Origin of the sequence: Phyllobacterium lublinensis, assembly GCF_020164435.1 — a bacterium.
GTDB lineage: Bacteria > Pseudomonadota > Alphaproteobacteria > Rhizobiales > Rhizobiaceae > Phyllobacterium > Phyllobacterium lublinensis.
In genome coordinates, this window is sequence record NZ_JAIUDQ010000001.1 from 197,048 (window position 1) to 221,884 (window position 24,837).

The following is a 24,837-nucleotide window of genomic DNA, read 5'->3' on the forward strand; positions in this document are numbered from 1 at the left end:
GTAGTTTCCTCTGTCAGATAGGCCAAATTGTTGAGTAACAGGATTGAGGGACGTTAGGACAATGCGGCGGATCGTCAAAGGCCTATTGTGGATTGTTTTCTCCCTTCTCCCTATCGCAATACTGGCCTCGATCCTCGGCTATGTCTGGTTGGCCCGTTCAGTGGTACCCGCCACAGGCGAGATCTCCCTCGCCAATCTGTCAGGTCCCGTTACGGTTACCCGAGACAAGAACGCCGTCCCGCACATCAGCGGCAACTCCACAGATGATGTTTTGATGGCGCTCGGTTTCGTGCATGCGCAGGAACGTCTGTGGCAAATGGAAATGAACCGCATGGCCGGGCAGGGGCGTCTTTCCGAGATTTTCGGCGACAAGACTATATCGACCGACCGCTTCATCCGATCGATTGGTCTATACCAGGCGGCAGAGAATTCAGTTGCAACGCTGGACGATGCGGACCGCCAGAAGATCGAGGCCTATGTACGCGGCATCAACGCCTTCATCGCCAGCCCAGGCCCGGTTTTCGGGTCAAAGTATTCGCCTGAATTTGTCATTCTCGGACACTCGCCGGAAAAGTGGACGCCAGCCGATGTCATCGTGACGTTGAAACTCATGTCCGTCACTCTTGCGGCCAATATCGACAGCGAGGTGCTGCGGTTGAAATTTGCGCGCCTCGGCATGAGTGATGCTGAGATGACAGACTTGCAACCCCCTGTGCCGGGCGACAATCCACTACCATTGCCGGACTTGCGGCAACTGCTCGGGTTGTCCACCGGAACGCTCAAGGCCGGTGCCGTCGAGACAGAGGGGAAGTTTGCATCCCTGGACCAGGTCATGGGCAGCGGCGCCTCGAACAACTGGGTCATTGGCGGGGCGCGCACCGAAAGCGGGAAGCCGATTCTGGCCAACGATCCGCATCTTGGGCTGACTGCGCCGGGGATATGGTATCTGGCACATCTTCAGGTCAATAACAGCGATGGAACATCGAAGAACCTCGTAGGCGTCACCTTGCCTGGAGCGCCGCTGGTCCTGCTGGGTCGCAACGACAGGTTGGCCTGGGGCTTCACCAATGCGGGTGCCGATGTGCAGGACATTTTCATCGAGAGGCTCAACCCCGGCGATCCGAACCAGTACCAGGCGCCTGAGGGTTTCAGATCATTCGAGAGGAATGCCGTTACAATCAACGTCAAGAATGGTGATGCCGTCCATTTTGACCGTCTTGTAAGCCGGCACGGCCCTGTCCTGCCGGCCGACTATCGTGGCCTCGACCATTACCTTCCCGATGGCACCGTCGCATCCCTGTCCTGGACTGCGTTGGCTGGCGACGACAAGACGATTTCAGCGGGCCTGAAACTCTGGGATTTCGCCAGCGTTGCGGACTTCCAGGACGGAATGCGCGATTTCGTGACGCCGATGCAGGCGATCGTCATTGCCGATGCGGCTGGCAATATCGGCCTTATCGCGCCGGGCAGGGTCCCTGTTCGTGACCCGGCCAACCAGATCATGGGCCGCGCTCCATCACCGGGCTGGGACGGCACCTATGACTGGAAAGGTTTCATCCGTTATGAAGAATTGCCGCGCGCCTATAATCCCGTCGAAAACGCGCTGGCCACGGCCAACACCAAGCTGGTCGATGGGGCTTACCCTCATTTCCTGACCTTCGATTGGGATGAACCGTGGCGGCTCGAGCGGATCAAGTCACTCGTCTATGGCGCAAACCAGCAAACGCTTGAAACCAACCGCACTGTTCAGGGCGACACCTACGACAATGCCTATGCCACGTTGGCTCCTATCATGCTTGGGCTGGTGGAGGGACGAAAGGATGTGGACCTGGACGTTCTCAATTCGTTGAAAGCCTGGGACTTTGTCGAGGACCGGGCACGCGTCGAGCCCTTGTTCTTCGATGCCTGGCTCAGAATGGCGGTCAAGCGAATCCTGGAAGATGATCTCGGCGATGCCTTTCCCTCATTCTGGCAAGGCCATGTCGACGCGATGCTGCGCTGGCTGGGGCCTAATCCCGCGCGCGACTGGTGCGACGACCGGCGCACGCCGGAAAGGGAAAGTTGCGGCGATGTGCTCGCGCTGGCGCTTGGCGATGCGATCAAGGACCTGGAAACGCGGCTCGGGCCAGATCGCTCAAAATGGAGTTGGGGTGTGTTGCATTATGCCTATGGCGCGCACCGGCCATTTTCACAGGTCAGTCCGCTCGACCGGCTTTTCAACATCACTGTACCGGCGTCTGGCGGTGCCTATACGCTTGATCGCGGCAAGTCCTCGTTCACGGATGACAGCAATCCATTCCGTGTGACGCACGGCACCAGCTATCGCGGACTGTTCGACCTGGCCGATCTTGACCGATCTACCTATATCCAGACCACCGGCCAGTCGGGCAATGTTTTTTCCGCAAACTATCGGGATTTTGCGCAGAGATGGGCGAACACCGAAGCGATCGCCATTCCTGTTGACGCGAAACTCTACGAAGACGACCTGCTCGGCATATGGCGCCTGAATCCCCAAAACGAGGTCAGGTGAGGGGTATCATCACCGCTTTCTGGTAGGCCGGACGCTGTTGCAGGCGTTGGTACCAGGCCAGGAGATGCGGCTGGTCTGGCCGCTCGATCGCCATTTCGAACCAGGCATATACGAAACCTCCCAGCGGGATATCGCCGATTCCGAAGGTCTCGCCTGAGAGATAGGGTTGCGATTCAAGTGTGGCGTCAACGATCCCAAACAGATCGCTGCAAATCTGGCGGCCCTTTTCGATGGCGGCATGGTCCCGCTTGTCCGGTGCCGTGCGTACCATGTTCAAGAAGACATCGCGAAATGGGGTGATCAACGTCGATGTTGTCCAGTCCATCCACTTTTCGGCTTTGGCCCTGGCCGCTGTATCCTCGATCCAGATCGTGTCGCGGCCGTATTGGGCGGCAAGGTAGCGAACGATTGTATTGCTCTCCCAGAGAACAAGGTCGCGATCCTGAAGTGTCGGTACCAAGCCGTTCGGATTCATCGCCTTGTACGCCGGATCGGAGACCACACCGAATGTCCCGCCTGCCGCGATGTTTTCGTAGGGAACCCCCACTTCTTCGGCAGCCCAAAGCGCCTTCTTGACATTATTGGAGTTTGTCCGGCCCCAAATCTTCAGCATGTGGTGTGTCTTTCGATGGAGGATTGATTGCTAGCGAATCAGATGGCGGGTAATCCGCCGCTCCATCCAATCCCACAGATGTCGGAGAATTTCCACCAGGATCAGATAGATGATTGCGGTCCACAGATATGTCTGGAAATCAAACGTGCGTGAGTAGGCAAGCTTCGTATACCCCATCAGATCGTAGACGGAGATCAATGCCACGATGGCCGATCCCTTGATCATAAGGATCACTTCATTGCCATAGGGGCGCAGCGCGACGATGAGCGCCTGTGGAAGGATGATCTTCCGGAAAGTGACGGATTTCGAGATGCCAAGTGATGCCGCACCTTCCCATTGTCCCAAGGGAACGCTGCGGATCGCGCCGCGCAGTATCTCGGCCTGGTAAGCTGCTGTGTTCAATCCGAATGCAAGCAAGGCACAAAACCAGGCCTCACGGAAGAATATCCACAGGCCGACCGACTGAAGCTCTTTGCTGAACGAGCCAACGCCATAGTAGATCAGGAATACTTGGGCGATCAGCGGTGTCCCACGGAAGAAATAGACATAGAAATAGGCAATCGAAGAAATGATGCGGTTCTTGCTCAGGCGGCCCAGAACGACGGGGATGGACAGCACGGCCCCCAGGATGATCGAACTGCCGACGAGGGAAATCGTGGTCCATAGGCCAGACAGATATGTCGGCGCGTATTTCTTTACGAGTTCAATGTTCCAGGCACTGTAAAGATACAACACGAGGCCAAGCAGGAGTGCGAACCAAAGTCCGACCAGCAGATGACCCAACACGCGCGAACGGGTCCAGCCCCTGGGCGGGATCGGTGGCCGCAGCACAGCGGGTGTCCGTGCATTGATGAAGCTCTCCGTCATCGCTTCACTCCACTCTTGGCGGCCCAGCGATCGATACCATCGATGACGAACGAGGACAGGATGGCAAGTGCAAGATAGATCATGCAAGCCGTGCCGTAGAAGAGGAACGCATGTTTCGTCACCCGTGCTGCGACGGCAGTCTGGCGCAGGATGTCGGCGAGCCCAATGGCCGAGACGAGCGCCGTATCCTTGAGCAGGATCATCCAGAGATTGCCAAGCCCGGGAAGCGCAATGCGGATCAGCTGCGGCAGGATGATCTTGCGCATTGTCTGGCCGCTGGACAGGCCGATGGCATACCCGCCTTCATACTGGCCTTTAGGTATCGCCCGGAACGCCGACAGAAACACTTCGCTGGCATAGGAGGAAAAAACGGTTCCCATTGCAAACATGCCGGCGATGAAGGAATTGATCTCGATTGTACCGGTATAGCCGAAAAGCTGGCCCAGCTTCTGGATACCAATCTGCCCGCCAAAATAGACCAGAAACAGCGTGAGCAGTTCGGGCAGGCCACGAAAAATCGTGGTGTACATGTTTGCAGCAAGCTTGACGGATGGTTCCGGTGATTGCTTACCCAGCGCGACGAAAAAGCCGATTGCCAATCCTAGCGGCAGCGTTGCCAGGGCCAGGCTGACCGTGACAAGTATCCCGCTGGCAATGCTCGGGCCCCATCCGCCTTCGCCAAAACCAAGTAGCGCTATCGAGCCTTCCATAGGCAACTTTCATGTCTTGCGGGCTATTCCCCTTGGCCCTTGTGAGCCGGCCCGTCATTATTTGAAGTTCAGAGTGTAGATGGCGGCGTGGCCGCCATCTACCTTTTTTATCAAGTCAGATCGTTGGGCTCAATCCTCGCCGCCGTACACGTCGATCTTGAAGTACTTGTCGTTGATTTCCTTGTACTTTCCGTTCGCGCGGATCGCGGCAATGGCGGTGCTGAACTTGTCAGCCAATTCCGTATTGCCCTTCTTGACGGTTACACCGGCGCCAGGTCCGTGGATCTTGACATCAGGCTCGATGGTTCCGAGGAGCTTGCAGCAGGCGCCGGCATCGCTGTCCAGCCACTGGCCAAGCACGATCACGTCATCCATTGCAGCGTCGATACGGCCACTGGCCATCTCGAGTTTGTATTCGTCCGCAGTCGGATACATCTTGATTTCGGAGTCGCTGTACTTGGCCTCCGCAAAATTCGAGTGGCTGGTGGAGGCCTGCACGCCAAGCGTCTTGCCCTTCAGCGCCTCGGGAGAGATGTCCTTGATGTCGGAATCCTTCGGCACGACGATGGCCGGTGGCGTGTTGTAGTACTTCTTCGAGAAATCGACCTTTTCCAGCCGCTCCGGCGTGATCGACATGGACGCGATGATAGCGTCAAACTTGCCAGCCTGAAGGGCCGGAATCATGCCGTCCCAATCCTGGGTGACGAAGGTGCAATCGGCCTTCATCTCTGCACAGAGTGCCTTGCCGATATCGATGTCAAAGCCTTCCAGCTTGCCATCTGGAGTCAGGTTGTTGAAGGGAGGATAAGCCCCTTCGGAAGCGATTGTTAGCTTAAGGGCGTCCTGTGCGTGTGCCGCACCCATTGTCATGGCAAGGGCTGCAGCGGAAATCGCGAGTGCGAGACGCTTGGTGATACGCATTATTTGAACCTCTCTTTTATGGCCCGGCTGTTCCCCTGTTCTTTTGGACAGCCTTCCGGGCAAGTCGCAGTGTTTTGCTGCTACTGGGCCGGATATTCCCACTAGTTTTCAGCCAAATGCAACCGGGAATCGTGCGTCACCGAACGAATCTAAAGGGCAAAATCACATAAATATTCCGCTCTTATACTTTTGTTGCGCGCGTTCTGGTTGAAACGGCATTTTCTGATGCGGCTATCGCGAAAGTTCGCTCTCGCGCTCAACAAGATCAGCAAGACCGGAAATATCATCCAGGTCATAAACGGGGACGTGTTCCCCCGCGATCGCATGATCGCTCGCTATGGCCACGATGGTTGGGTCGTTCAGCGTCAGGCGGTCGCCTGACCTGCCTTCTAGCCTTCTTGTCTCGATCTTCTTGTGCTGTTCACGCTTGTAACCTTCCACCAGTACAAGGTCGCAAGGGGCGAAGCGACCAACGATATCGAGCAGAGACGGCTCGTTTTCATCGGACAATTCGTGCATCAGGGCCCAGCGCTGGTCGGAGACGATTGCAACTTCGCCTGCACCGGCCTTGCGGTGCCGATAGGAATCCGTGCCTTCCTTGTCGATATCGAAATCATGGTGGGCGTGTTTCACAGTCGATACGCGCCAGCCTCGCCTTGTCAGCTCGGCGACAAGCTTGACGGTCAGTGTCGTCTTGCCCGAATTTTTCCATCCGGTAATACCGAAGATGCGATGCTGTGTCCTGGCGGTCATCGTGCAGCGGTCCATTGTTGCCGGGCGGTCGTCAGTTCCTGTGGCGTGTTGATGTTAAAGAACGGGTCGAGGGGGACGCCCGATTGCGTCGCAACAACGGGAAATTCCGCGACCCTGTGTGGATGTCCCTCAATCCAGGTGACGACGCGGCGGTTCGTTTCATCGCTCAACCAGCGGCGCAGATCCGCCTTGAGGAAGACGGGCCACAGTGCGAATACAGGATGCAGCCTGTTGCCGGAAGAGGCCACGCCAATATGATCCGGCGCGTCGACGATGGAGCGGCGAAGCGTATCAACCAGATCTTCCGGGAAAAACGGCGTGTCTGCTGCCACAGTCACCACGTGCGAGAACGGTGTCGCCTCACCGGCAGCCCATTCCATCGCGGCAAGGACACCGGCGAGCGGACCGGCAAATCCACCGACATCATCAGGTATGACGCTCGCCCGCAGGTCAGCAAGCCGCGATGCATCACCATTGCTGTTCACCGCGACGGTGTCGATCTGGCGAGCCAGCCGTTCATAAACATGATCGATGAGGCGGTGGTTACCGAAAGGCAGCATTGCCTTGTCTTGCCCACCCATCCGGCTGGACTGCCCTCCCGCCAGTATCACACCTGCAATTCGCACGCTCAAACTCCGTCAGGCGATGTTGCGGTTGCTTCAGCCGTCGTTGTTACCGGCTTCATGCGATCAACAATCCGCTCACGGTAGAGCGTATAAAGGCCGCTGCCAATGACGATGACCGAGCCGACGATCATCGGGATGTCGGGCAAGTCGCCGAAGAATACGAAACCGAGCAGAATAGCCCAGAGAAGACTTGTGTAGCGGAATGGGGCGACGAAGGAAATCTCGCCCTCCTGCATGGCAAGAATGATGAAGTGATAGGCGACGATCACGCAGCAGGCGGCAAGCGTCAGAAGCAGGGTGTTGACCAGCGACATCGGTGTCCAGCCGCCAAGCGGGCCGATCATCGCTACGCCGGCAAGGGAAACTCCGACTGACGTCAATGCGGAGATCATCAATACGGGGATCGTTCTCGGGACCTTGCGGGTGGCAAGATCGCGCAGCGCGGCAAAGATCACGGTCACGACAATGAGGAACAGGTAAGGACTTACGCCTTCACCTCCGGGCCGCACGATGATGAGGACCCCGACAAACCCGACGGCGATGGCGACCCAGCGCCGCCAGCCCACAGGCTCACCGAACAGCATGGCCGCCCCCACGGTCACGACCAGAGGCAATGCCTGAAGGATTGCCGATGTCAGGGCGAGGGGGACATGAACGAGTGCAACAAGGAAGCTCACGGTGCCGACGACTTCGCCGACAACTCGCAGAACTGTCATCTTGTGGAGGGCGTGGCGCAGCGGTATCAGCATGCCCTTGTGCCAGGCTAATGCCAGGATCAGCACGGTGGCGATAGACCCCCGCACGAGCATGACCTGTCCCATGTTCATGTGCTCGCCGACATATTTCACCATGGCGTCATTGAAGGTGAAGCTGGCCATGCCAATGGCCATGAACAGGCTGCCACGCAGATTGGGAGAAAGCGCCAAGATGATCATTCCAGTTGAGGACGGCGATTCTCCTCCGGAATCGCGTGAGTTGATATATCAACCCTCGTGCGCCAAAGCACTCGCTATGTTTGCAGGGCAGTTATTCTAGCCGCCGGTGACGCTCATATGCCGCGAGACTGCTGGACGGTTGTGGCGTCGATCGATGATGAAATCGTGTCCCTTGGGCTTGCGGCCGATGGCTTCGTCGATGGCATTGTTCAGAAGTTCATTGCCTTCGGACGCGCGCAAGGGTTCGCGCAAATCGGCAGCGTCCTCTTGGCCAAGGCACATGTACAGCGTTCCGGTGCAGGTCAGGCGAACGCGATTGCAACTCTCGCAGAAGTTATGGGTCATTGGTGTAATGAACCCGACGCGTCCGCCGGTTTCCTTGACCTCGACGTAGCGTGCGGGCCCCCCGGTCTTATAGGGGATGTCTTCCAGCGTGAATTGTTCGCCCAGTTTGGCACGCAGCAAGGACAGAGGCAGGTATTGATCGGTCCGATCGAGATCAATCTCGCCCATGGGCATGGTCTCGATCAGCGTCAGATCCATGCCGCGACCATGCGCCCAACGGATCATCTCGGGGATCTCGTGATCGTTGAAGCCTTTAAGAGCAACCGCATTCAGTTTGATGCGGATACCGGCACGCTGGGCTGCGTTGATGCCGTCCATGACGCGGTTGAAATCGCCCCAGCGTGTAATTGCATGGAACTTATCGGCATCGAGCGTGTCCAGCGACACGTTGATGCGCCTGACACCATTTGCGGCCAGTTCGTCGGCATACCGGGCCAACTGTGAACCGTTGGTGGTCAGCGTCAATTCCTCAAGGGCGCCCGATCTGAGGTGACGGGAGAGTTCACAGATCAGGTGCATGATGTTTCTGCGCACGAGTGGCTCGCCACCGGTAAGGCGAAGCTTCTTTACCCCTTTTTCGATGAAGGCGGTGCAGAGGCGATCCAGTTCCTCGAGCGTGAGCAGATCTTTCTTGGGCAAGAAGGTCATGTGTTCCGACATGCAATAGGTGCAGCGGAAATCGCAGCGATCCGTTACGGAAACGCGCAGATAGTTGATCGTTCGACCGAACGGATCAATCATCGGTGTTTGTGGTGTGGCGCTGTCGAGCAATGAAACGTGGTCCAATCGTATCCTCCTCTGAGGAGAGATAAGGTGCCGCCGCCTGCTTGTCCAGTCACCGCTCGCAACATGCTGTTTCAAGGAAAACTATATGCAACCTTGCCGTTAGGCTTCGTGGTGCTTACACAGGGGGCAGCTACGAGGATCATATCATGACAAACGCTTGGCCGACAGAACTGCGGGTCAGCAAAGATCGGCGATCTCTGACGATCACCTTCGACAATGGCGAGAGCTATGACTTGACTGCCGAACTCCTGCGTGTCGCGTCCCCGTCGGCTGAGGTGCAGGGCCATTCGCCCGAACAGCGTGTAACCGTGCCTGGCAAGATGAACGTCGCGATTGCAAGGATGGAGCCCGTTGGCAATTATGCCGTGCGCATCGTCTTTGACGACATGCATGATACGGGTCTGTTCAGCTGGGATTACCTTCTGGACCTCGGCCGAAACAGGGATGCCCGCTGGGACAGTTACCTCGATGAGCTTCGCGAGAAAGGTCTTAGCCGGGAACCATTTGCGCCACGTGGCGCTCCCTGAGCGGTCGTTTTCGTCTGAAACTATTAGGAATCAACTGTTTACGCTGACGTTGATGCAGAGTGAGAAGGTGTTGCGGCTGATGTGTCGAAATCGGCACACAGCAGAAAAATGTGACGCCGGAGAATATTCCATGCGGTACGGGGCATTGTTAAAAGTTTCTAAATAGGATGCGGTGAAACTGGCCACACACCAAATCCTGGCCCATGTTCACCCGTGGGCATGACAGTACCTTCCGGGCGGAAAACATGACTTCCAATTCAAAAAAACGCGCATTCTTTCTGGCCGCCATGTTGTCGGCGACGGCAATCCCGATGACGTCTGCTTCAGCCGCCAACAATCTGATGGAATTGTTGTTCGGTAGCCGCCGCATCGCATCCCAGCCGGTCATGCAGCCCCATCAGGTTCGCCCCGACGGGAGTGAGGCAGCAAGGCGCCCGTCCGCTCCTATCAAGCGCGTCACCGTAACCGCGCCGTCAAATTATGATTACAAGCCCGAGGCGCTCGTCCAGGTAGATTTTGCCAAGGTCGATCCGCAACTCACAGCTTCGGCCGATCACGGCATCGTCGCGCCGCCGCAAATGGAACAGTTCGGTCTCAAGATCGATCATCTGAGGGATGCACATGTTCTGGCGGAGAAGGAAATCGCCGACGCCATCGTATCCTACTATGCCACGAAGCAGCGTCCCATATGGACGGCATCCTATGATGTAACAGCAAAGGCCAAGGCTGTCGTCGCGCTGTTTGCCAAGGCCGCCGATGATGGTCTTGATCCTGCAGATTATGCGGTTTCGTTGCCGAGCGATGACTTTGACCGCTCGAATATCCCAGCGCGTTTGAAAGAACTTTCGGCGTTCGAGTTGATGATGTCAGCCCGCGCGCTACGCTATGCGATGGACCAGGGTGACGGCCGCATCAATCCAAACAGGCTCAGCGGTTTCCACGATTTCGCTCTCGGCCGTGTCAAGCCGCGCGACGTGATGGACCAGCTCGGCTCTTCGAACGACCCAAGCGCGACCCTGCAGGCATTCGCACCCCAGAACAAGTGGTATGCAGAACTCAAGCAGAAGCTTCAGGGCTTAAGTGAAAGCAACGAGCCCGTGGTGCGCGTCGCTCCCGGCACGATGATCCGGCCCGGCGAGGAGAATCCGGAAATCAGGAATGTCGTTGCCTTGATCAGGGCCAAGGCGCCGGAGGACTATCTGCTGGCGCATGAGGCCGTTCTCCAGGCCCATGAAAATTCGAATGTTTATGATGATAGCCTCGTCGAAGCCGTCAAGGATTTCCAGAAGAGCCAAGGTCGCAAGCCGGATGGCGTAATCGGCAACAATACCATTTTGGCCCTGCAGGGCGAAACGAACGCGTCCAAACGCGATCGCATTGTCTATTCCATGGAGCGCTTGCGTTGGCTCCCGCATGATTTCGGCACACGCTATGTTTTCATCAACCAGCCTGCCTATCGGGCGCAGTATTTTGATGACAATGCCGAAAAGCTGGCGATGAATATCGTGGTCGGATCGCCGACGAACCAGACCTATTTCTTTAACGATACGATCGAAACGGTTGTTTTCAATCCATCCTGGGGCGTACCGCGTTCGATCATCCTCAATGAAATGATGCCGAAGATTCTAAGTAACCCGTCCTATCTCGAGAACAGCGGCTATGAGGTTTACGACAAATCCGGCCGTGTCATTTCGTCAAGTGCAGTGAACTGGTCGCAGGTTGCAGCCAATGGCGGCGGGGTAGGGATCCGGCAAAAACCCAGTCTCGACAATGCTTTGGGCGAGCTGAAAATCCTGTTTCCCAACAGCCATGACATCTACATGCACGATACCCCGGCCAAGTCCTATTTCAAGCGGGACATGCGGGCCCTGAGCCATGGTTGCATCCGGTTGGAACGCCCGCGCGAAATGGCAGCGGCTGTACTCGGTGTGCCCGTCGATGATTTGAAACAATATTTCGGCAAAAACGAGCGCAGTGTCAGGCTGAAGGACCAATTGCCGGTTTATGTTTCCTATTTCACGGCGTGGCCCGACGCGGCGACAGGCGATATCCAATATTATGACGACGTCTACCAGCGCGACGCCTATCTCGAAAAAGCATTCGTGAAGACGCGGGCCGTCAGGCAGGCCGATGCACAGGCGGCGCAGACGGCAAGGCTATAGGGCTATTTTCGCGGCTCTATCTCGAATGGTGGCAGGCTCTGCAACGCGAGTTTCAGTGCCTGTGACCAGCCATCGGAGATGATCTCGTAATAGGGATCGTGCCGTTCTATCCGTTTCTCGAAGCCGAGCCGTAGGCTGTCCGCTTCATAGAACTGCAAGTCGAGCGGCAATCCCACAGACAGATTGGATTTCAAGGTAGAATCGAAGGAAACCAGCAAGAGCTTGGTTGCCTCTTCAAACGTCAAGCCAGAATCGTAGGAACGCACGATGATCGGCTTGCCGTACTTGTGCTCGCCGATCTGGAAGAAGGGCGTATCCGGCGTCGATTCAATGAAATTGCCCTCCGGGTAAATCAGGAACAGGCGCGGATCGCCACCCTTGATCTGCCCGCCGAGGATAATTGAAGCGCCGAAGGAATCGGCCCGCTGTCCGCCCGTATCCACCTCCTCGATCACATGCCTTATCGTATCCCCGACAAGTCTTGCGGTCTGGAACATGGAGGGCATGTCGTAGATCGACGGAGATCGTTCAGAGGGTATCTTGGTCCGCTCGTTCAGAATGCTGATCACAGCCTGGGTCGTCGCAAGATTGCCCGAGGAGAGCAGCGTAATGACGCGATCACCGGTTTTGGCCCAGGTGTACATTTTCTTGAACGTCGAAATGTTGTCGAGCCCGGCATTGGTCCTGGTATCGGACATGAAAACAAGGCCGCGGTCCAGTTTAAGGCCCACACAGTAGGTCATAACGAATCCCAAATCTGAAATACTCAGACCGATTACTGCTCTACATTGACTTCCACGGCAAGTGATTCAATGCCCGGACCAAAACGCACGCCTGAAATCGGCGCCGCCTCGCGATAGTCCAGGCCGCAAGCGAGACGGACATAGCCTTCATTGGGACAAATATCGTTGGCCGCATCAAATCCTACCCAGCCCAGCCCTTCTATGTGAGCCTCGGCCCAGGCGTGGCTGGCGGTCTGCTCAATGGAATTGTTCAACATCAGATAGCCGGAAACGTAGCGCGCCGGGATATTCAGGTGGCGTGCGACTGACAGGAATATGTGCGTGTGATCCTGACAAACGCCCTTGCCGCCGATCAGGGCTTCTTCTGCTGTGGTAAGGATGCTGGTTGCGCCCGGCGTATACTGGACTCTCTGATGCAGCGATCCCATCAGTTCGTGCAGCGTCGCAAGTTTGTCGGAGCCGACCGGTAGGCTCTCCGCAAAGTCGCGAATCGCATCGCCAGCTTTCGTAAGCAGCGTCTCACGCTCGTAGAGCCAGGTCGGCGTGAAGTTGTAGATCTTGCCCAGCACGCCGGTGCGATCTTCGGTTTCAACCTTGCCCTCGGCGCGGATGACCAGTTCCTGCACATCGCGTTCAAGACTGATCAGCATGGTGCGATTGCCATATCCGTCGCGGTAATTCGCTTCCTGCCTTGCCCCCTCCACCGTCACCGTCCAGTCGATCACTTTCTGGCCAGGGCTGCTTTGCGGATGCATGCGCAACCGCAAGACCGAATAATGCACCGGAGCGTCATAGCGATAGTGGGAGTTATGCTGGATGTTCAGGAGCATGATCTTCAATCGAAGTTGTAGGCTTCAGCAATTTTGCTGCTCAAGCTGTTCGTTTGATAAATGAGGTCGCTGAGGAATTCGTGGAGCCCGTTGTCGAAGATCATCCGGATATCGTTGTCAACAAGACGGGTCATTATGCTTTCCGACATGTCGTGACATTCGTGCCGCTTGCCGTAGTCATTGGCAAGGAATTTCAAGTTGTCGACGATATTCGAATAGCAGAAATTGAGCGATCGCGGCATCCGTGAATTGAGGATGAGGTAATCTGCTATGTTAACCGGGTTGTACTCCACATCATATACCCAGCGATAGGAACGATGGGCCGATACGGAACGCAGGATCGACTCCCATTGGAAATTGTCGAGTGTCGTCCCGACATAGGATATCGAGGGCAGCAGCACGTAGTATTTCACGTCCAGAATGCGCGCTGTGTTGTCCGCCCGCTCGATAAACGTCCCGATACGGGCGAAATTGAAGATCTCGTTGCGCAGCATCGTCCCGTGAAAGGCACCGCGAATGATTGCTGTCTCTCGCTTGATCTGGTCGAGAACGCGTGGAAGATCGGTTTCCGGAATGGACTGCGCCAGCGTTGATTTCAGGATCATCCATGTCTCGTTGACGCTCTCCCACGCTTCGCGGGTTAACGCGGTGCGGACCATGCGGGCATTCGATCGGGCGGTTTCAACGCAGGACATGACGCTTGATGGATTGTCGAGGTCACGCAGCATGAAGTCGGATACCAGGCTGGCGTTGTATTCCTTGTATTTGCCGTCATAGCCGATCTTGACGCCGGCGCTCATCAGGACCGAGGACCACTCTTCCGGGGCGTCGGAGGTTTTGGTCAGAGCCATGCGCAATCCGGCATCGATCAGCCGTGCCATATTCTCTGCCCGCTCTATGTAGCGGAACATCCAGTAGAGACCATTCGCGGTACGACCAAGAAGCATTTTCCGGTGTTATCCCTCTTTATTTCTGGAACCGCCTTGAGCGGTTCTCGTTCCCCTCGGGCTCTCGGCTAGTCGTCAAGTACCCACGTATCCTTGGTGCCTCCTCCCTGACTGGAATTTACGACCAGCGAGCCTTCCTTCAATGCGACCCGCGTCAATCCTCCGGGTGTGATGCGAATGCGATCAGAAACGAGGACGAACGGCCGCAGGTCAACATGGCGGGGGGCCAGACCTTTTTCCGTCATGATTGGCGTTGTCGACAATGCCAGTGTCGGCTGCGCGATATAATTCTTGGGATTGGCCTTCAGCTTGAGCGCAAACGCTTCGCATTCCTTTTTCGATGCGGCTGGACCAACCAGCATGCCGTAACCGCCAGAACCGTGAACTTCCTTGACAACGAGGTCGGGAAGATGCTCGAGGACGTATTTGAGCGTATCCGGCTCCGAACAGCGATATGTCGGAACGTTCTCAAGGATCGCCTTTCGTCCGGTGTAAAATTCAACGATCTCGGGCATGTAGGAATAGAGCGCCTTGTCGTCGGCTATGCCGGTCCCGGGAGCATTGGCTATGGTGATGTTTCCGGAACGGTAGACGTCCATGATCCCGGCGACGCCCAACGCCGAATCCCGGCGGAAGGTGAGGGGGTCAAGGAAGGAATCGTCGACGCGACGGTACAGAACATCGATGGCGCGGTTACCCTCGGTGGTCCGCATGACCACCTTGCCGTTTTCGATTTTCAGGTCGCCGCCTTCAACGAGTTCCACGCCCATCTGATCGGCAAGAAACGCATGCTCGAAATAGGCGGAGTTATAAATGCCAGGTGTCAGTACCGCGATTGTGGGTGTGCCCTTGCAGCCGGGCGGAGCCACTGCCGCGAGTGATTGCCGCAATTGCTTGGGATATGTCTCGACCGGGCGAACCTTGATCTGCTGGAACAGTTCCGGAAACAGCTGCATCATCGTTTCGCGGTTTTCCAGCATATAGGAAACCCCGGATGGCGTACGTGCATTGTCTTCGAGAACGTAGAATTGATTCTCCTCCGTCCTGACGATGTCCACGCCGATGATGTGCGTATAGACATTGCCGGGAGGGCGAAAACCGATCATCTCCGGCAAATAGGCGTCGTTGTGAATGAACAGTTCGCGCGGAATGCGGCCAGCCCGGATAATCTCCTGCCGGTGATAAATGTCGTCGAGAAAGGCGTTGAGAGCCATGACGCGCTGTTCGATGCCCTGCGACAGTCGGCGCCATTCGTTGCCAGTAATGATGCGTGGAATAATGTCAAAGGGAATGAGGCGCTCAGCCGCCTCTTCATCGCCATAGACGGCGAAGGTTATGCCAGTCTTTCGGAACACATTTTCCGCATCGAGCGCCTTTTGCGCCAACCGCTCCGGGTTCTGGGTATCAAGCCAGCACTTCAGCTGTCCGTATGGCGGGCGAACCTGACCGCCGGATTCGATCATCTCGTCAAATGGCTTCACTCAGAACCCCCTTCACATCTCGATCATTCAAGCGGGTTCAGGAAAAAAAGCAAGCACATTCCATTGTTTAACGTCACACGGTCCCTTGGCGTTCAAAAAATAGGCACCAAGCTCGGCATTGAGGCAATCTCGATGCAAGCTTCGTCTATTTCATTTGCGCCAGGCCGAACAGAAAACCCGGAAGCAGACCCCCGGGTTTGTTGAATCACAGCCGTTGCGACGCCTGTCAGTAGTAGGGCGAAATGCACTGGCGGCGGGGCCCGCCATAGGGCTGGTAGGTGTTGTCATAGTCCCTGTACGACCGATACCGGTTGTAGCACCATTGCGCATGGGAACCGCCGGTCTGGTAGACCGGAGCAGGCTGGTTGATTGCATTTCCAATGATCAGCCCGGTTCCAAACGCAGCAAGCGGAAACCATGCATCGTTATAATAGCGGTATCCCGGACGGTAGTAGCGGTAGCCACGATGTCCATTGTACCAATAGCGATCGCCGCCGCGGTACCCGCGATAACGGTAGCCGTCACCCCGGTAGTAACCCCCTCGATATCCGCGATCACTACGCCATGCACGATTGTCGCCGCCCCGGTTGCGATGGTAATACTTGGGTGGCAGGTACGGCGATCTCATCACGCGGTTATCTTCATTAACCGTTTGAATCATAGAAGGCATATCGACGGAGACGGGGCCCAACGGCGCCGAATAACCTGGAATCGTTCCAGCCGACATCACGCCAACCGACATGGCTGCTGCCGTCAGTATGGATGTGAGCTTGTTCATGTTTCCTCCTGAAATCGGGGCGTCAGCCTCGCTTGGCATCAGTCGATCGGATAACGTTCCTTGTTTGTTTTGGTTCCCGTACAATGCTCAGGCATTGACTGAACCTATCAAATCGTCCGCAAGTTCCACCTTCAACTCACGATAGTGTGAGATAACCCGGCTTGGGTCATAGGTTTCCACCGGCAAATCTGAATATCCGAAATCGACGGCCACAACCGGTATTCCGGCAGCCTTTGCTGTCGCAATATCCGTGCTGCTGTCTCCGATCATGACCGCGCGCTCAGGGTCACCGCCAGCTTTTCGGATTGTCTCGAAAAGATGGCGCGGATCAGGCTTGCGAAACGAGAACGTGTCCGAGCCGCAGATTGCACTGAACCGGTCCGACTGTCCGAGACCTTTGAGGAGGTTGACTGACAGACCTTCGAATTTGTTCGTGCAGACAGCAAGAAGGTATCCGGCCTTGGACAAATCATCCATCGCCTGCTCGGCGCCTTCATACAGAGCCGAATGCCCCGGCATGTTGGCACTGTAGTGCTCAATGAAAATGTCGACGAGCCAATCGAGCTGTTCCGGGCTGAGAAGCTTTTGCTGTGCCTCGAAGGCCCGCTCGATCATGACGCGGCCGCCCTGACCGACATAGCGGCGCAGCGTAACGGGATCCACCCTCTGCATTCCGGACTGGTCGAGGCAATGGTTCAGGCTGTCGAGCAGGTCGGGCGCTGTATCCACCAAAGTTCCATCAAGATCAAAAACAACGATTGGTTGAGGCATTTGTTTTCCTGTAACTTCCGGGGTCGAGGCGGAATTTCGCCGGTTTCTTGTGTAACCTGCCCATACTCAAGTATCGGGCCGGGATTAAATCGAACAACGAGTCTTGACCCGATTGTCTGACGTGTTAGGGAGCCCAGTGTCACGTCAAAGCGATGTCGAGTCAAAGCTACAAGAGGGCGCACCATCGATGGATGCCAGATCACTTAAAATCAAGGCTGCTGCCGAAGCGCTGACCTATATCGAGGATGGCATGCGCCTCGGTATCGGCACGGGCTCGACAGCCGAAGAATTTGTCCGGCTTCTTGCTGAAAAAGTTGCATCAGGATTGAACGTCGTCGGGGTGCCGACTTCCGAGCGTACGGCAGCGCTTTGCCGCGAGCTCGGTGTCAGGCTGACGACGCTGGATGAAACGCCGTCGCTTGATCTGACCATAGATGGCGCCGACGAGATTGATCCGCAACTGTCGCTGATCAAGGGAGGCGGGGGTGCCTTGCTTCGCGAAAAGATTGTCGCGGCGGCCTCAACCAAAATGGTTGTCATTGCGGATGAATCGAAACTCGTGGGAACTCTCGGGGCCTTTCCGTTGCCGATCGAGGTCAATCGCTTCGGTCTTGCGGCAACACGACTGGCTATCGAGCGGGCTGCGGCAAAACTTCATCTTTCCGGGCCCATCACATTAAGGATGACGGGGACTGATGCTTTTGTTACAGACGGCGGGCATTTGATCCTGGATGCATCTTTTGGCCGCATTCCGGATACAAGAGCTCTATCAGACGCTTTGCACGCCATTCCCGGTGTGGTGGAGCACGGAATCTTTCTGGAACTGGCGCGTGTGGCCATTCTGGCCGGTGCAGACGGTATCCGGACACTAACAACGAAAACGGAGCGATAAATCCATGAACCGAGCAACTGGCTTCCGCCGCTTGATTGCACCTTTGTCTGTCGCAATTATGCTGGGCGGCCTTTATTCTGCACAAGCACAGGAAATTACCCCGGCACATCTTGCAGCTGCCCGTGCTGCCGTCACCGCCATCAAGACGACAGATCAGTTCGACTCGTTTCTGCCTGCTACTGCGCAGCAGCTGAAAGCGGAATTGATCCAGAAGGATCCTAATCTGGAGGCAATCATCAGCGCCACTGTTGACGAGCAGGCCCTTGCGCTTGCATCGCGTCGTGGCGACCTGGAAAATGAAGCGGCTCGCGCCTATGCCATATCGTTCACCGAAGAAGAACTGAATGCCATCACCGGCTTCTACACGTCGCCTGCGGGCAAGAAGCTGTTGTCGGAAGGCCCGATCGTTTCGCGTGAAGTAGCGAAGGCGGCAGGTATCTGGCAGCGCGGCATTGCGCGTGACCTTGCCCAGTCGGTCGCCGAGAAGGTGGTTGCCGCTGCGGCCGCCACATCGCCAGCTCCAGCTGCCCCGGAAGCACCGGCGAAGCCCAAGCCCTGATCCTCTTGTTTTCTGACTGTATTGCAAAGCCCGGCTTAATGCCGGGCTTTGTTCTTTTGAACAGCCGCGATACAACCCATATGGATTGATTGCTGACAAAATCGGAGTGCTTCCCATGACAACCTATGACTACGACCTTTTCGTCATTGGCGGCGGATCGGGGGGTGTTCGCGCGGCTCGCCTTGCCGGCGCCATGGGCAAGAAGGTGGCACTCGCCGAAGAATATCGAATGGGCGGTACCTGCGTGATCCGTGGTTGCGTTCCCAAGAAACTCTTCGTCTATGCATCACAGTTTCCCGAGCATTTCGAAGCAGCTGCCGGGTTTGGCTGGACCGTCGACGAGACCAAGTTCGACTGGCCGACCCTCATTGCTAACAAGGACAAGGAGATCGCGCGGCTGGAAGGGCTGTATCGGAGCGGGCTCGACAATTCGGATGTCGAGATTGTGGACAGCAGAGCCGTCCTGATCGATGACCATACGATAGAAATCCTCAAGACGGGTAAGCGAGTCACCGCGGATCAGATTCTCGTTGCTACCGGCGGTCACCCCAATCCGCATGCCGCGTTGCCCGGCCATGAATTGTGCATAAGCTCAAACGAAGCCTTTCATCTGCAGGAACTGCCAAAAGCCATCGTGATTGTTGGCGGTGGCTACATTGCCGTGGAATTTGCCAATATCTTCCATGGTCTTGGCGTCGAAACGACGCTCATTTATCGAGGCAAGGAAATCCTTTCGCGCTTTGACCATGATTTGCGGCAGTTGCTACATGCATCGATGGTGGACAAGGGCATCCACATTCGCTGTGTCGAAATGATCCGGGAAGTGAAACGGCAGGATGACGGGCGGCTCGCCATTCAGCTGTCGTCGGGTGGCGAACTGGTTGCCGACCAGGTCATGCTGGCCATTGGCCGCGTACCAAACACACGGTCCCTTGGACTGGAAAAGGCGGGCGTCGAAGTCGATGAAATCGGCGCCATCAGGGTGGACGAATATTCCCGCACCAGCAAAGCCAATATCTGGGCCGTCGGGGATGTAACAAACCGCGTCCAGCTGACACCCGTTGCCATCCATGAAGCCATGTGTTTCCTCGAAACGGTGTTCAAGAACAACCCGACCAAACCGGATCACCGGCAGATTCCGACGGCCGTATTCTCTCAGCCAGAAATCGGAACGGTGGGGCTTACCGAGGAAGAGGCAGCCAAGGAAATCAAGGAACTGGAGGTTTATCGCGCCTTGTTCCGGCCGATGCGCAATACGCTCTCCGGCGCCAAGGACAAGATGTTGACGAAGCTCATTGTCGATGCCGCCAGCCGCAAGGTTGTGGGAGCGCATATTTTGGGACCCGACGCTGGGGAAATGGCGCAGCTTCTCGGTATTCCCATCAAGGCCGGCTGCACCAAGGACGATTTCGACAGGACCATGGCCGTGCACCCGACTGCATCGGAAGAGCTGGTCACCATGTACAGGCCGAGCTACCGCATAGTAAATGGCACGCGGATCGATTGACGTGCGAGAGGGGCGATCCGCTCAGGCGACCTGAGCTTCCTGGCGCAGGATCGCTCCTTGCGGCTCGTGTCCGTGCAAGAGCCAGTCGATTATCGGCGGCCAAAGCGTTGATTCATGTTGCTTGCGAAAGAAGCCCAGATGACCGACCGGATCCTGCTGCGGCGCCAGCCACAATTCGCGGATTGGGGCGTTGGTATAATGGACAAGCAGGTTCTCGACAGCCTTGCGCGTGCCCCAGACATCGTCGCTGACCCCGACCGACAGGATTGGCGTCCGAACCGACTTGAAGTGCCGAGCTTCGGGGACTTTCGGGTCTGCAAACAGGAAATTGGGGTTTCTGCACCATCGGGCCCAATCACGAAACACGCTGCCGGGCAAGGCTTCGCCCAGTCCGCCCCATTTCGGCAGCTTGCCAAATGGTATTGTCAATGGAACGCCAAGGAGATTCATCTTGGCAAACACCGCGAGGGGCTCCGCCGTATTGCGGTAGTAACCCGAAAGCGAGGCGAGCATCGTATAGCGCTGGAATTCGCTTGAGCGATTGCTGAGACCTAGGGCGACGCCGCCGAAGGAATGCCCGATGCCGACGATTGCCCGCGTGCCGGCAACATGTTTCAGCGTATCCAGCGCGGCCGGCAAATCCAGTGTGCCCCAATCCTTCATGTTGATCCGGGCCTTCCATCCTTTCGGCTGGATGGATCTGGCAACCCCCCGGTAATCATAGGTCAGCACTTTCGATGCACCGAGTTGGATCAGCCGGTCGGCAAAATGCCTGTAGAATCGCCCAGGCACGGCTGCTGCAGGCGACATGAGAACGGCAGGGCCATCGCCATTGCCCTCGAGCAAGGTGCCATGAAGCGGAAAGCCATCAGAGGCTTCGAAAATAAAACTGCGCATTGGGCCGTTCCGGTTTTGACTTGAACGTCAACGTAATTCAAATGGGGCATCCGGGCAACGGCGAACATGCCATGAAGTCGCTGCAGTATTTCCGGCAGTTTTGATACTGGTATAACTGTCCCGATTGGACTATATGAGCGCCTTCCGGCATGACCGGATAATTCCGAACAATCGCTACCAATATGGAAAGCAAATAACAGGTGCAATAATGAGCAAGAACTGGACACCGACTTCCTGGAGAGGCAAACCCATCAAGCAGATGCCTTACTATCCGGACGCTCAGGCTCTGAGCGATGTCGAGGCCCGTCTTCGCACCTATCCGCCACTGGTATTTGCAGGCGAGGCGCGCAAGCTGAAGAAGCAGCTCGCAGCCGTCTCCAAGGGCGAAGGATTCTTGCTCCAGGGCGGTGATTGTGCCGAGAGTTTCGCCGAACACGGCGCGGATAATATCCGCGATTTCTTCCGTGTATTCCTGCAAATGGCCGTTGTGCTGACGTTCGGCGCCTCGCAGCCGGTCGTGAAGATCGGCCGCATTGCCGGTCAGTTCGCCAAGCCCCGTTCGGCCGATACTGAAACGAAAAACGGTGTCGAACTTCCGGTCTATCGCGGCGATATCATCAACGGCACGGAATTCACCGCTGAGGCGCGTGTCCCCGATCCAGCCCGCCAGGAAATGGCATACCGCCAGTCTGCGGCAACGCTTAACCTCCTGCGCGCGTTCGCACAGGGTGGTTATGCAAACCTGGAGAACGTAAACCAGTGGATGCTGGGTTTCGTTGCCGACAGTCCGCAAGGCGAGCGTTATGGTTCGTTGGCGCGTCGCATCTCGGACACGATGGACTTCATGCGTGCTGTCGGTATCACGTCGGAGACCAATGCGCAGTTGCGGGAGACGGATTTCTACACCAGCCACGAAGCGCTGCTACTGGGATTCGAAGAAGCCCTGACGCGCGTCGATTCCACTTCTGGTGACTGGTACGGCACGTCCGGTCACATGATCTGGATCGGTGACCGTACGCGCCAGGCTGATCATGCCCACGTCGAATACTGCCGTGGCATCAAGAATCCGCTTGGCCTCAAGTGCGGCCCGACCCTGGAAGCCGATGATCTCATCCGCCTGATTGATTTGCTCAATCCAGCGAACGAGCCCGGCCGACTGACGCTGATCAACCGTTTCGGCCACGACAAGGTTGGCGATCACCTGCCGAAGCTGATCCGCGCGGTACAGAAGGAAGGTCGCAATGTGGTCTGGTCCTGTGATCCGATGCATGGCAATACGATCACGGCCAACGGCTACAAGACCCGGCCATTCGACCGTATCCTGAAGGAAGTCGAGACCTTCTTCGCGGTCCATCACGCCGAAGGAACCTACCCGGGCGGCATCCACGTCGAGATGACGGGCAACAATGTTACGGAATGCACTGGCGGTGCGCGGGCGATTTCGGCAGAGGATCTCTCCGATCGCTACCACACCCATTGTGATCCGCGTCTCAATGCCGATCAGGCGCTGGAACTTGCGTTTCTGGTCGCCGAGCTCCTGAAGAGGGAGCGTGACAGCCATCCGCAGCAACTGGCCGTCAACGCCTGACCGACAGGCTGTTCACTGATATTTGGCGAGGGCGGTCTTTAAGGCCGCCCTTTGCTTTTGTAGATTGCGCTTCTCACGAGTCCGGCACTGTCCGCCTCGTCAGATTTTTTATGTTGCCCAATTTATTTGATGAAAAGGATATTCACTGTGAATTTTAGGATTTTTGTTGCCGTGGCAGGATTTGCCATCGGAACCGGCCTGAACCATGTCCATGCGGAAGAACCAGCAAAGGGAGCCGAAAAAGCTCTTCCCGCATTGATGCAGGAACTCGCCAGGTATCAGGATGCGGAGAAAACAATCGAACAGAACCTGAAGACATTCGATACGCTGGATTTCGATGTTTACAGCAATCAGCAGTGGGATCGCATGCCCGAAAGCCATGCCGAGGACATACTTGTGCATTATCCCGATGGTCATACCAGCAAGGGTCTGCATGACCATATACAGGAGTTGAAAGGGCTTTTCGTATTTGCGCCTGACACCCACATCGATGTCCATCCGGTCAAATTTGGTCAAGGCGAGTGGACAGGTGTCATCGGTGTGCTCGAGGGTACGTTCACCAAGCCGATGCCGACAGCGGATGGAAAGACCATTGCGCCTACCGGCAAGGCCTTCAAGCTCACCATGGCCACACTCGGTCACTGGACCAAAGCGGGCGTGATGGATGAAGAATATCTCTTCTGGGACAATCTTGCATTCATGCAGCAGCTCAGTATCGCACCGTAGATCTGGCCTGCGAACTCGCGGCCCGTCATGGCGAGTGGCGCGGGCAGGGGCGTGGTGACGCCCAAAAAGACAACGCGGTGGAGCGTTGTGGTTTGGGCTGGAGTTTTGCTTTTCAGGATTCTATCAAGACACATGGATCCAAAACCCTCCCGCCGAATCCGTCTGACTGCATCGTTCCGTTCATTCATGGAGAATGAGGCGGCGGGGGGCATCATCCTGATGGTCGTTGCCGCCTTGGCGCTGATCATTGCCAATTCGCCGTTGAGCGACGATTATTTCGGTTTGCTGAAAACCTATGTCGGCGGTCTCAGCATCCTGCACTGGATCAACGATGCACTGATGGCGGTGTTCTTCCTGCTGGTGGGACTGGAAATCAAGCGGGAGATGATCAGCGGCCAGTTGTCGAGCTGGTCGCGCCGCGCCTTGCCCGGATTTGCCGCGGTGGGGGGCATGGTCGTTCCGGCATTGATATTCCTTCTCTTCAACGAGGGAGACACGATTCGCGGGTGGGCGATTCCGTCTGCCACCGATATCGCCTTTTCCCTTGGAGTGTTGTCGCTGCTTGGGTCGCGCGTTCCGCTTTCCCTGAAAGTATTTTTGACCGCGCTTGCGATCATCGATGACCTTGGCGCAGTCATCATCATCGCGCTGTTCTATTCCGAAGGGTTGAATATCCCGGCACTGGCGGGCGTGGCCGTCGTTTTCGGCATCCTGGTTGCGATGAACTATCTCGGCATGGTGCGTCTGTGGGCCTATCTCGTGCTCGGCATCATCCTGTGGATCCTCGTGTTCAAGTCAGGCATTCATGCAACCATTGCCGGCGTCCTGCTGGCTCTGGCCATCCCGATGCGCGGCGAGAAGGGGCAGGCGGATTCACCGCTGCTCCAACTCGAGCATGCCATCCAGCCATGGGTCGGCTTCCTGATCGTTCCCATCTTCGGCTTTGCAAATGCAGGCGTGTCGTTCAGGGGCCTTTCACTGTCGAGCCTTGCTGATCCGGTTCCTCTTGGCGTGGCGGCCGGCCTGTTCCTTGGCAAACAGGTAGGGGTCTTTGCCTTTGCCTGGCTGGCGATCAAGATGCGGCTTTCGGAACGTCCGGTCGGCGCCAGCTGGCTGCAGATCTATGCTGTTGCGATGTTATGCGGGATCGGCTTCACGATGAGCCTGTTCATCGGCTTGCTCGCCTATGCCAATTCGCCAGTATTACAGGATGAAACCAAGGTTGGCGTCCTGCTGGGATCACTGCTGTCGGCTGTCGTTGGCGCCCTCCTGCTGCGTGTGTCGTTGTCGCGTCCGGCGAAGGCGTGAATGCGAAAGGCGCCGCCTGCGGCGTTGCCTAGATT

General features: G+C 56.6%; 24 protein-coding genes. 9 read left to right on the plus strand and 15 right to left on the minus strand.

All coding sequences use genetic code 11. The features are described from left to right. The first annotated feature begins 61 nt into the window (after window positions 1-61). Window positions 62-2,530 (plus strand): penicillin acylase family protein, encoded by a 2,469-nt coding sequence (locus K9U38_RS00955; RefSeq protein ID WP_224492464.1) that lies wholly within the window; start codon window positions 62-64, stop codon window positions 2,528-2,530. On the opposite strand, the gene K9U38_RS00960 is transcribed toward K9U38_RS00955, so the two are convergent. From K9U38_RS00960 to moaA, 8 genes are all read right to left on the minus strand, one after another. Beyond that, the gene (locus tag K9U38_RS00960) at window positions 2,523-3,143 is read right to left on the minus strand and encodes a glutathione S-transferase family protein (protein ID WP_224492465.1); all 621 of its coding nucleotides are present in this window, start codon (window positions 3,141-3,143) and stop codon (window positions 2,523-2,525) included. The genes K9U38_RS00955 and K9U38_RS00960 overlap by 8 nt on opposite strands. Window positions 3,144-3,173: 30 nt before the next feature. Further along, the gene (locus K9U38_RS00965) at window positions 3,174-4,010 is read right to left on the minus strand and encodes an ABC transporter permease (RefSeq protein ID WP_224492466.1); all 837 of its coding nucleotides are present in this window, start codon (window positions 4,008-4,010) and stop codon (window positions 3,174-3,176) included. Further along, entirely contained in the window at window positions 4,007-4,720 is a 714-nt protein-coding gene (locus K9U38_RS00970; protein ID WP_224492467.1) for an ABC transporter permease, read from the minus strand. The genes K9U38_RS00965 and K9U38_RS00970 overlap by 4 nt, the downstream gene beginning before the upstream one ends. Window positions 4,721-4,849: 129 nt before the next feature. Beyond that, on the minus strand, window positions 4,850-5,641 hold the full coding sequence (locus K9U38_RS00975) for an ABC transporter substrate-binding protein (protein WP_224492468.1): 792 nt from the start codon (window positions 5,639-5,641) through the stop codon (window positions 4,850-4,852). Window positions 5,642-5,872: 231 nt separating this feature from the next. Then, complete coding sequence (mobB, locus tag K9U38_RS00980; RefSeq protein ID WP_224492469.1) at window positions 5,873-6,394, minus strand: molybdopterin-guanine dinucleotide biosynthesis protein B; 522 nt, start codon at window positions 6,392-6,394, stop codon at window positions 5,873-5,875. Continuing rightward, window positions 6,391-7,020, minus strand: a complete 630-nt coding sequence (gene mobA / locus K9U38_RS00985; protein ID WP_370631797.1) for a molybdenum cofactor guanylyltransferase MobA — start codon at window positions 7,018-7,020, stop codon at window positions 6,391-6,393. The genes mobB and mobA overlap by 4 nt, the downstream gene beginning before the upstream one ends. Before the next feature lie 2 nt (window positions 7,021-7,022). Then, window positions 7,023-7,946: a DMT family transporter gene (locus tag K9U38_RS00990; RefSeq protein ID WP_224492471.1), complete on the minus strand. Its 924-nt coding sequence runs from the start codon at window positions 7,944-7,946 to the stop codon at window positions 7,023-7,025. Between the two features lie 105 nt (window positions 7,947-8,051). Next, the gene (moaA, locus tag K9U38_RS00995; protein WP_224492848.1) at window positions 8,052-9,041 is read right to left on the minus strand and encodes a GTP 3',8-cyclase MoaA; all 990 of its coding nucleotides are present in this window, start codon (window positions 9,039-9,041) and stop codon (window positions 8,052-8,054) included. Between the two features lie 191 nt (window positions 9,042-9,232). Between moaA and K9U38_RS01000 the strand changes: the two genes are divergently transcribed. Then, window positions 9,233-9,613 carry a gamma-butyrobetaine hydroxylase family protein gene (locus K9U38_RS01000; protein ID WP_224492472.1) on the plus strand — a complete coding sequence of 127 codons (381 nt, stop codon included), beginning with the start codon at window positions 9,233-9,235 and terminating at the stop codon, window positions 9,611-9,613. A gap of 245 nt (window positions 9,614-9,858) precedes the next feature. After that, window positions 9,859-11,775 (plus strand): L,D-transpeptidase family protein, encoded by a 1,917-nt coding sequence (locus tag K9U38_RS01005; RefSeq protein WP_224492473.1) that lies wholly within the window; start codon window positions 9,859-9,861, stop codon window positions 11,773-11,775. A gap of 2 nt (window positions 11,776-11,777) precedes the next feature. Here K9U38_RS01005 and K9U38_RS01010 read toward each other — a convergent pair whose 3' ends face one another. The 6 genes from K9U38_RS01010 to K9U38_RS01035 form a co-directional block, all read right to left on the minus strand. Continuing rightward, window positions 11,778-12,518 carry a proteasome-type protease gene (locus K9U38_RS01010; RefSeq protein ID WP_224492474.1) on the minus strand — a complete coding sequence of 247 codons (741 nt, stop codon included), beginning with the start codon at window positions 12,516-12,518 and terminating at the stop codon, window positions 11,778-11,780. Between the two features lie 32 nt (window positions 12,519-12,550). Continuing rightward, window positions 12,551-13,348 carry a transglutaminase family protein gene (locus tag K9U38_RS01015; protein WP_224492475.1) on the minus strand — a complete coding sequence of 266 codons (798 nt, stop codon included), beginning with the start codon at window positions 13,346-13,348 and terminating at the stop codon, window positions 12,551-12,553. Between the two features lie 5 nt (window positions 13,349-13,353). Then, window positions 13,354-14,295, minus strand: coding sequence for an alpha-E domain-containing protein (locus K9U38_RS01020; RefSeq protein WP_224492476.1), 942 nt, complete (start codon window positions 14,293-14,295; stop codon window positions 13,354-13,356). Window positions 14,296-14,363: 68 nt separating this feature from the next. Beyond that, complete coding sequence (locus tag K9U38_RS01025; RefSeq protein WP_224492477.1) at window positions 14,364-15,776, minus strand: circularly permuted type 2 ATP-grasp protein; 1,413 nt, start codon at window positions 15,774-15,776, stop codon at window positions 14,364-14,366. 226 nt (window positions 15,777-16,002) lie between these two features. Further along, window positions 16,003-16,554 (minus strand): BA14K family protein, encoded by a 552-nt coding sequence (locus K9U38_RS01030; protein WP_224492478.1) that lies wholly within the window; start codon window positions 16,552-16,554, stop codon window positions 16,003-16,005. An 87-nt stretch (window positions 16,555-16,641) separates the two neighbouring features. After that, window positions 16,642-17,325 carry an HAD family hydrolase gene (locus tag K9U38_RS01035; protein WP_224492479.1) on the minus strand — a complete coding sequence of 228 codons (684 nt, stop codon included), beginning with the start codon at window positions 17,323-17,325 and terminating at the stop codon, window positions 16,642-16,644. A gap of 187 nt (window positions 17,326-17,512) precedes the next feature. Between K9U38_RS01035 and rpiA the strand changes: the two genes are divergently transcribed. From rpiA to gor, 3 genes are all read left to right on the plus strand, one after another. After that, window positions 17,513-18,217 carry a ribose-5-phosphate isomerase RpiA gene (gene rpiA, locus K9U38_RS01040; protein WP_224492480.1) on the plus strand — a complete coding sequence of 235 codons (705 nt, stop codon included), beginning with the start codon at window positions 17,513-17,515 and terminating at the stop codon, window positions 18,215-18,217. Between the two features lie 4 nt (window positions 18,218-18,221). After that, on the plus strand, window positions 18,222-18,776 hold the full coding sequence (locus K9U38_RS01045; protein ID WP_224492481.1) for a DUF2059 domain-containing protein: 555 nt from the start codon (window positions 18,222-18,224) through the stop codon (window positions 18,774-18,776). A 115-nt stretch (window positions 18,777-18,891) separates the two neighbouring features. Beyond that, a complete protein-coding gene (gor, locus tag K9U38_RS01050; RefSeq protein ID WP_224492482.1) occupies window positions 18,892-20,283 on the plus strand; it encodes a glutathione-disulfide reductase in 1,392 nt (463 codons plus the stop codon). Between the two features lie 21 nt (window positions 20,284-20,304). Here the strand turns inward: gor and K9U38_RS01055 are convergent, their stop codons facing one another. Further along, on the minus strand, window positions 20,305-21,180 hold the full coding sequence (locus K9U38_RS01055; protein ID WP_224492483.1) for an alpha/beta hydrolase family protein: 876 nt from the start codon (window positions 21,178-21,180) through the stop codon (window positions 20,305-20,307). 208 nt (window positions 21,181-21,388) lie between these two features. Between K9U38_RS01055 and K9U38_RS01060 the strand changes: the two genes are divergently transcribed. The 3 genes from K9U38_RS01060 to nhaA all read left to right on the plus strand — a co-directional run bounded on the left by K9U38_RS01060 (window position 21,389) and on the right by nhaA (window position 24,802). Further along, on the plus strand, window positions 21,389-22,768 hold the full coding sequence (locus K9U38_RS01060) for a class II 3-deoxy-7-phosphoheptulonate synthase (RefSeq protein WP_224492484.1): 1,380 nt from the start codon (window positions 21,389-21,391) through the stop codon (window positions 22,766-22,768). A 147-nt stretch (window positions 22,769-22,915) separates the two neighbouring features. Then, window positions 22,916-23,494, plus strand: coding sequence for an ester cyclase (locus tag K9U38_RS01065; RefSeq protein WP_224492485.1), 579 nt, complete (start codon window positions 22,916-22,918; stop codon window positions 23,492-23,494). A gap of 132 nt (window positions 23,495-23,626) precedes the next feature. Next, entirely contained in the window at window positions 23,627-24,802 is a 1,176-nt protein-coding gene (gene nhaA, locus K9U38_RS01070; protein WP_224492486.1) for a Na+/H+ antiporter NhaA, read from the plus strand. Window positions 24,803-24,837: the final 35 nt, after the last annotated feature.

Excerpts from the sequence above, each read along its gene's own strand:
- K9U38_RS00955 (WP_224492464.1), top strand. The coding sequence starts at position 62 with ATGCGGCGGATCGTCAAAGGCCTATTGTGGATTGTTTTCTCCCTTCTC.
- K9U38_RS00960 (WP_224492465.1), bottom strand. The coding sequence starts at position 3,143 with ATGCTGAAGATTTGGGGCCGGACAAACTCCAATAATGTCAAGAAGGCG.
- K9U38_RS00965 (WP_224492466.1), bottom strand. The coding sequence starts at position 4,010 with ATGACGGAGAGCTTCATCAATGCACGGACACCCGCTGTGCTGCGGCCA.
- K9U38_RS00970 (WP_224492467.1), bottom strand. The coding sequence starts at position 4,720 with ATGGAAGGCTCGATAGCGCTACTTGGTTTTGGCGAAGGCGGATGGGGC.
- K9U38_RS00975 (WP_224492468.1), bottom strand. The coding sequence starts at position 5,641 with ATGCGTATCACCAAGCGTCTCGCACTCGCGATTTCCGCTGCAGCCCTT.
- mobB (WP_224492469.1), bottom strand. The coding sequence starts at position 6,394 with ATGACCGCCAGGACACAGCATCGCATCTTCGGTATTACCGGATGGAAA.
- moaA (WP_224492848.1), bottom strand. The coding sequence starts at position 9,041 with ATGATTGATCCGTTCGGTCGAACGATCAACTATCTGCGCGTTTCCGTA.
- K9U38_RS01000 (WP_224492472.1), top strand. The coding sequence starts at position 9,233 with ATGACAAACGCTTGGCCGACAGAACTGCGGGTCAGCAAAGATCGGCGA.
- K9U38_RS01005 (WP_224492473.1), top strand. The coding sequence starts at position 9,859 with ATGACTTCCAATTCAAAAAAACGCGCATTCTTTCTGGCCGCCATGTTG.
- K9U38_RS01010 (WP_224492474.1), bottom strand. The coding sequence starts at position 12,518 with ATGACCTACTGTGTGGGCCTTAAACTGGACCGCGGCCTTGTTTTCATG.
- K9U38_RS01015 (WP_224492475.1), bottom strand. The coding sequence starts at position 13,348 with ATGCTCCTGAACATCCAGCATAACTCCCACTATCGCTATGACGCTCCG.
- K9U38_RS01020 (WP_224492476.1), bottom strand. The coding sequence starts at position 14,295 with ATGCTTCTTGGTCGTACCGCGAATGGTCTCTACTGGATGTTCCGCTAC.
- K9U38_RS01030 (WP_224492478.1), bottom strand. The coding sequence starts at position 16,554 with ATGAACAAGCTCACATCCATACTGACGGCAGCAGCCATGTCGGTTGGC.
- K9U38_RS01035 (WP_224492479.1), bottom strand. The coding sequence starts at position 17,325 with ATGCCTCAACCAATCGTTGTTTTTGATCTTGATGGAACTTTGGTGGAT.
- rpiA (WP_224492480.1), top strand. The coding sequence starts at position 17,513 with ATGGATGCCAGATCACTTAAAATCAAGGCTGCTGCCGAAGCGCTGACC.
- K9U38_RS01045 (WP_224492481.1), top strand. The coding sequence starts at position 18,222 with ATGAACCGAGCAACTGGCTTCCGCCGCTTGATTGCACCTTTGTCTGTC.
- gor (WP_224492482.1), top strand. The coding sequence starts at position 18,892 with ATGACAACCTATGACTACGACCTTTTCGTCATTGGCGGCGGATCGGGG.
- K9U38_RS01055 (WP_224492483.1), bottom strand. The coding sequence starts at position 21,180 with ATGCGCAGTTTTATTTTCGAAGCCTCTGATGGCTTTCCGCTTCATGGC.
- K9U38_RS01060 (WP_224492484.1), top strand. The coding sequence starts at position 21,389 with ATGAGCAAGAACTGGACACCGACTTCCTGGAGAGGCAAACCCATCAAG.
- nhaA (WP_224492486.1), top strand. The coding sequence starts at position 23,627 with ATGGATCCAAAACCCTCCCGCCGAATCCGTCTGACTGCATCGTTCCGT.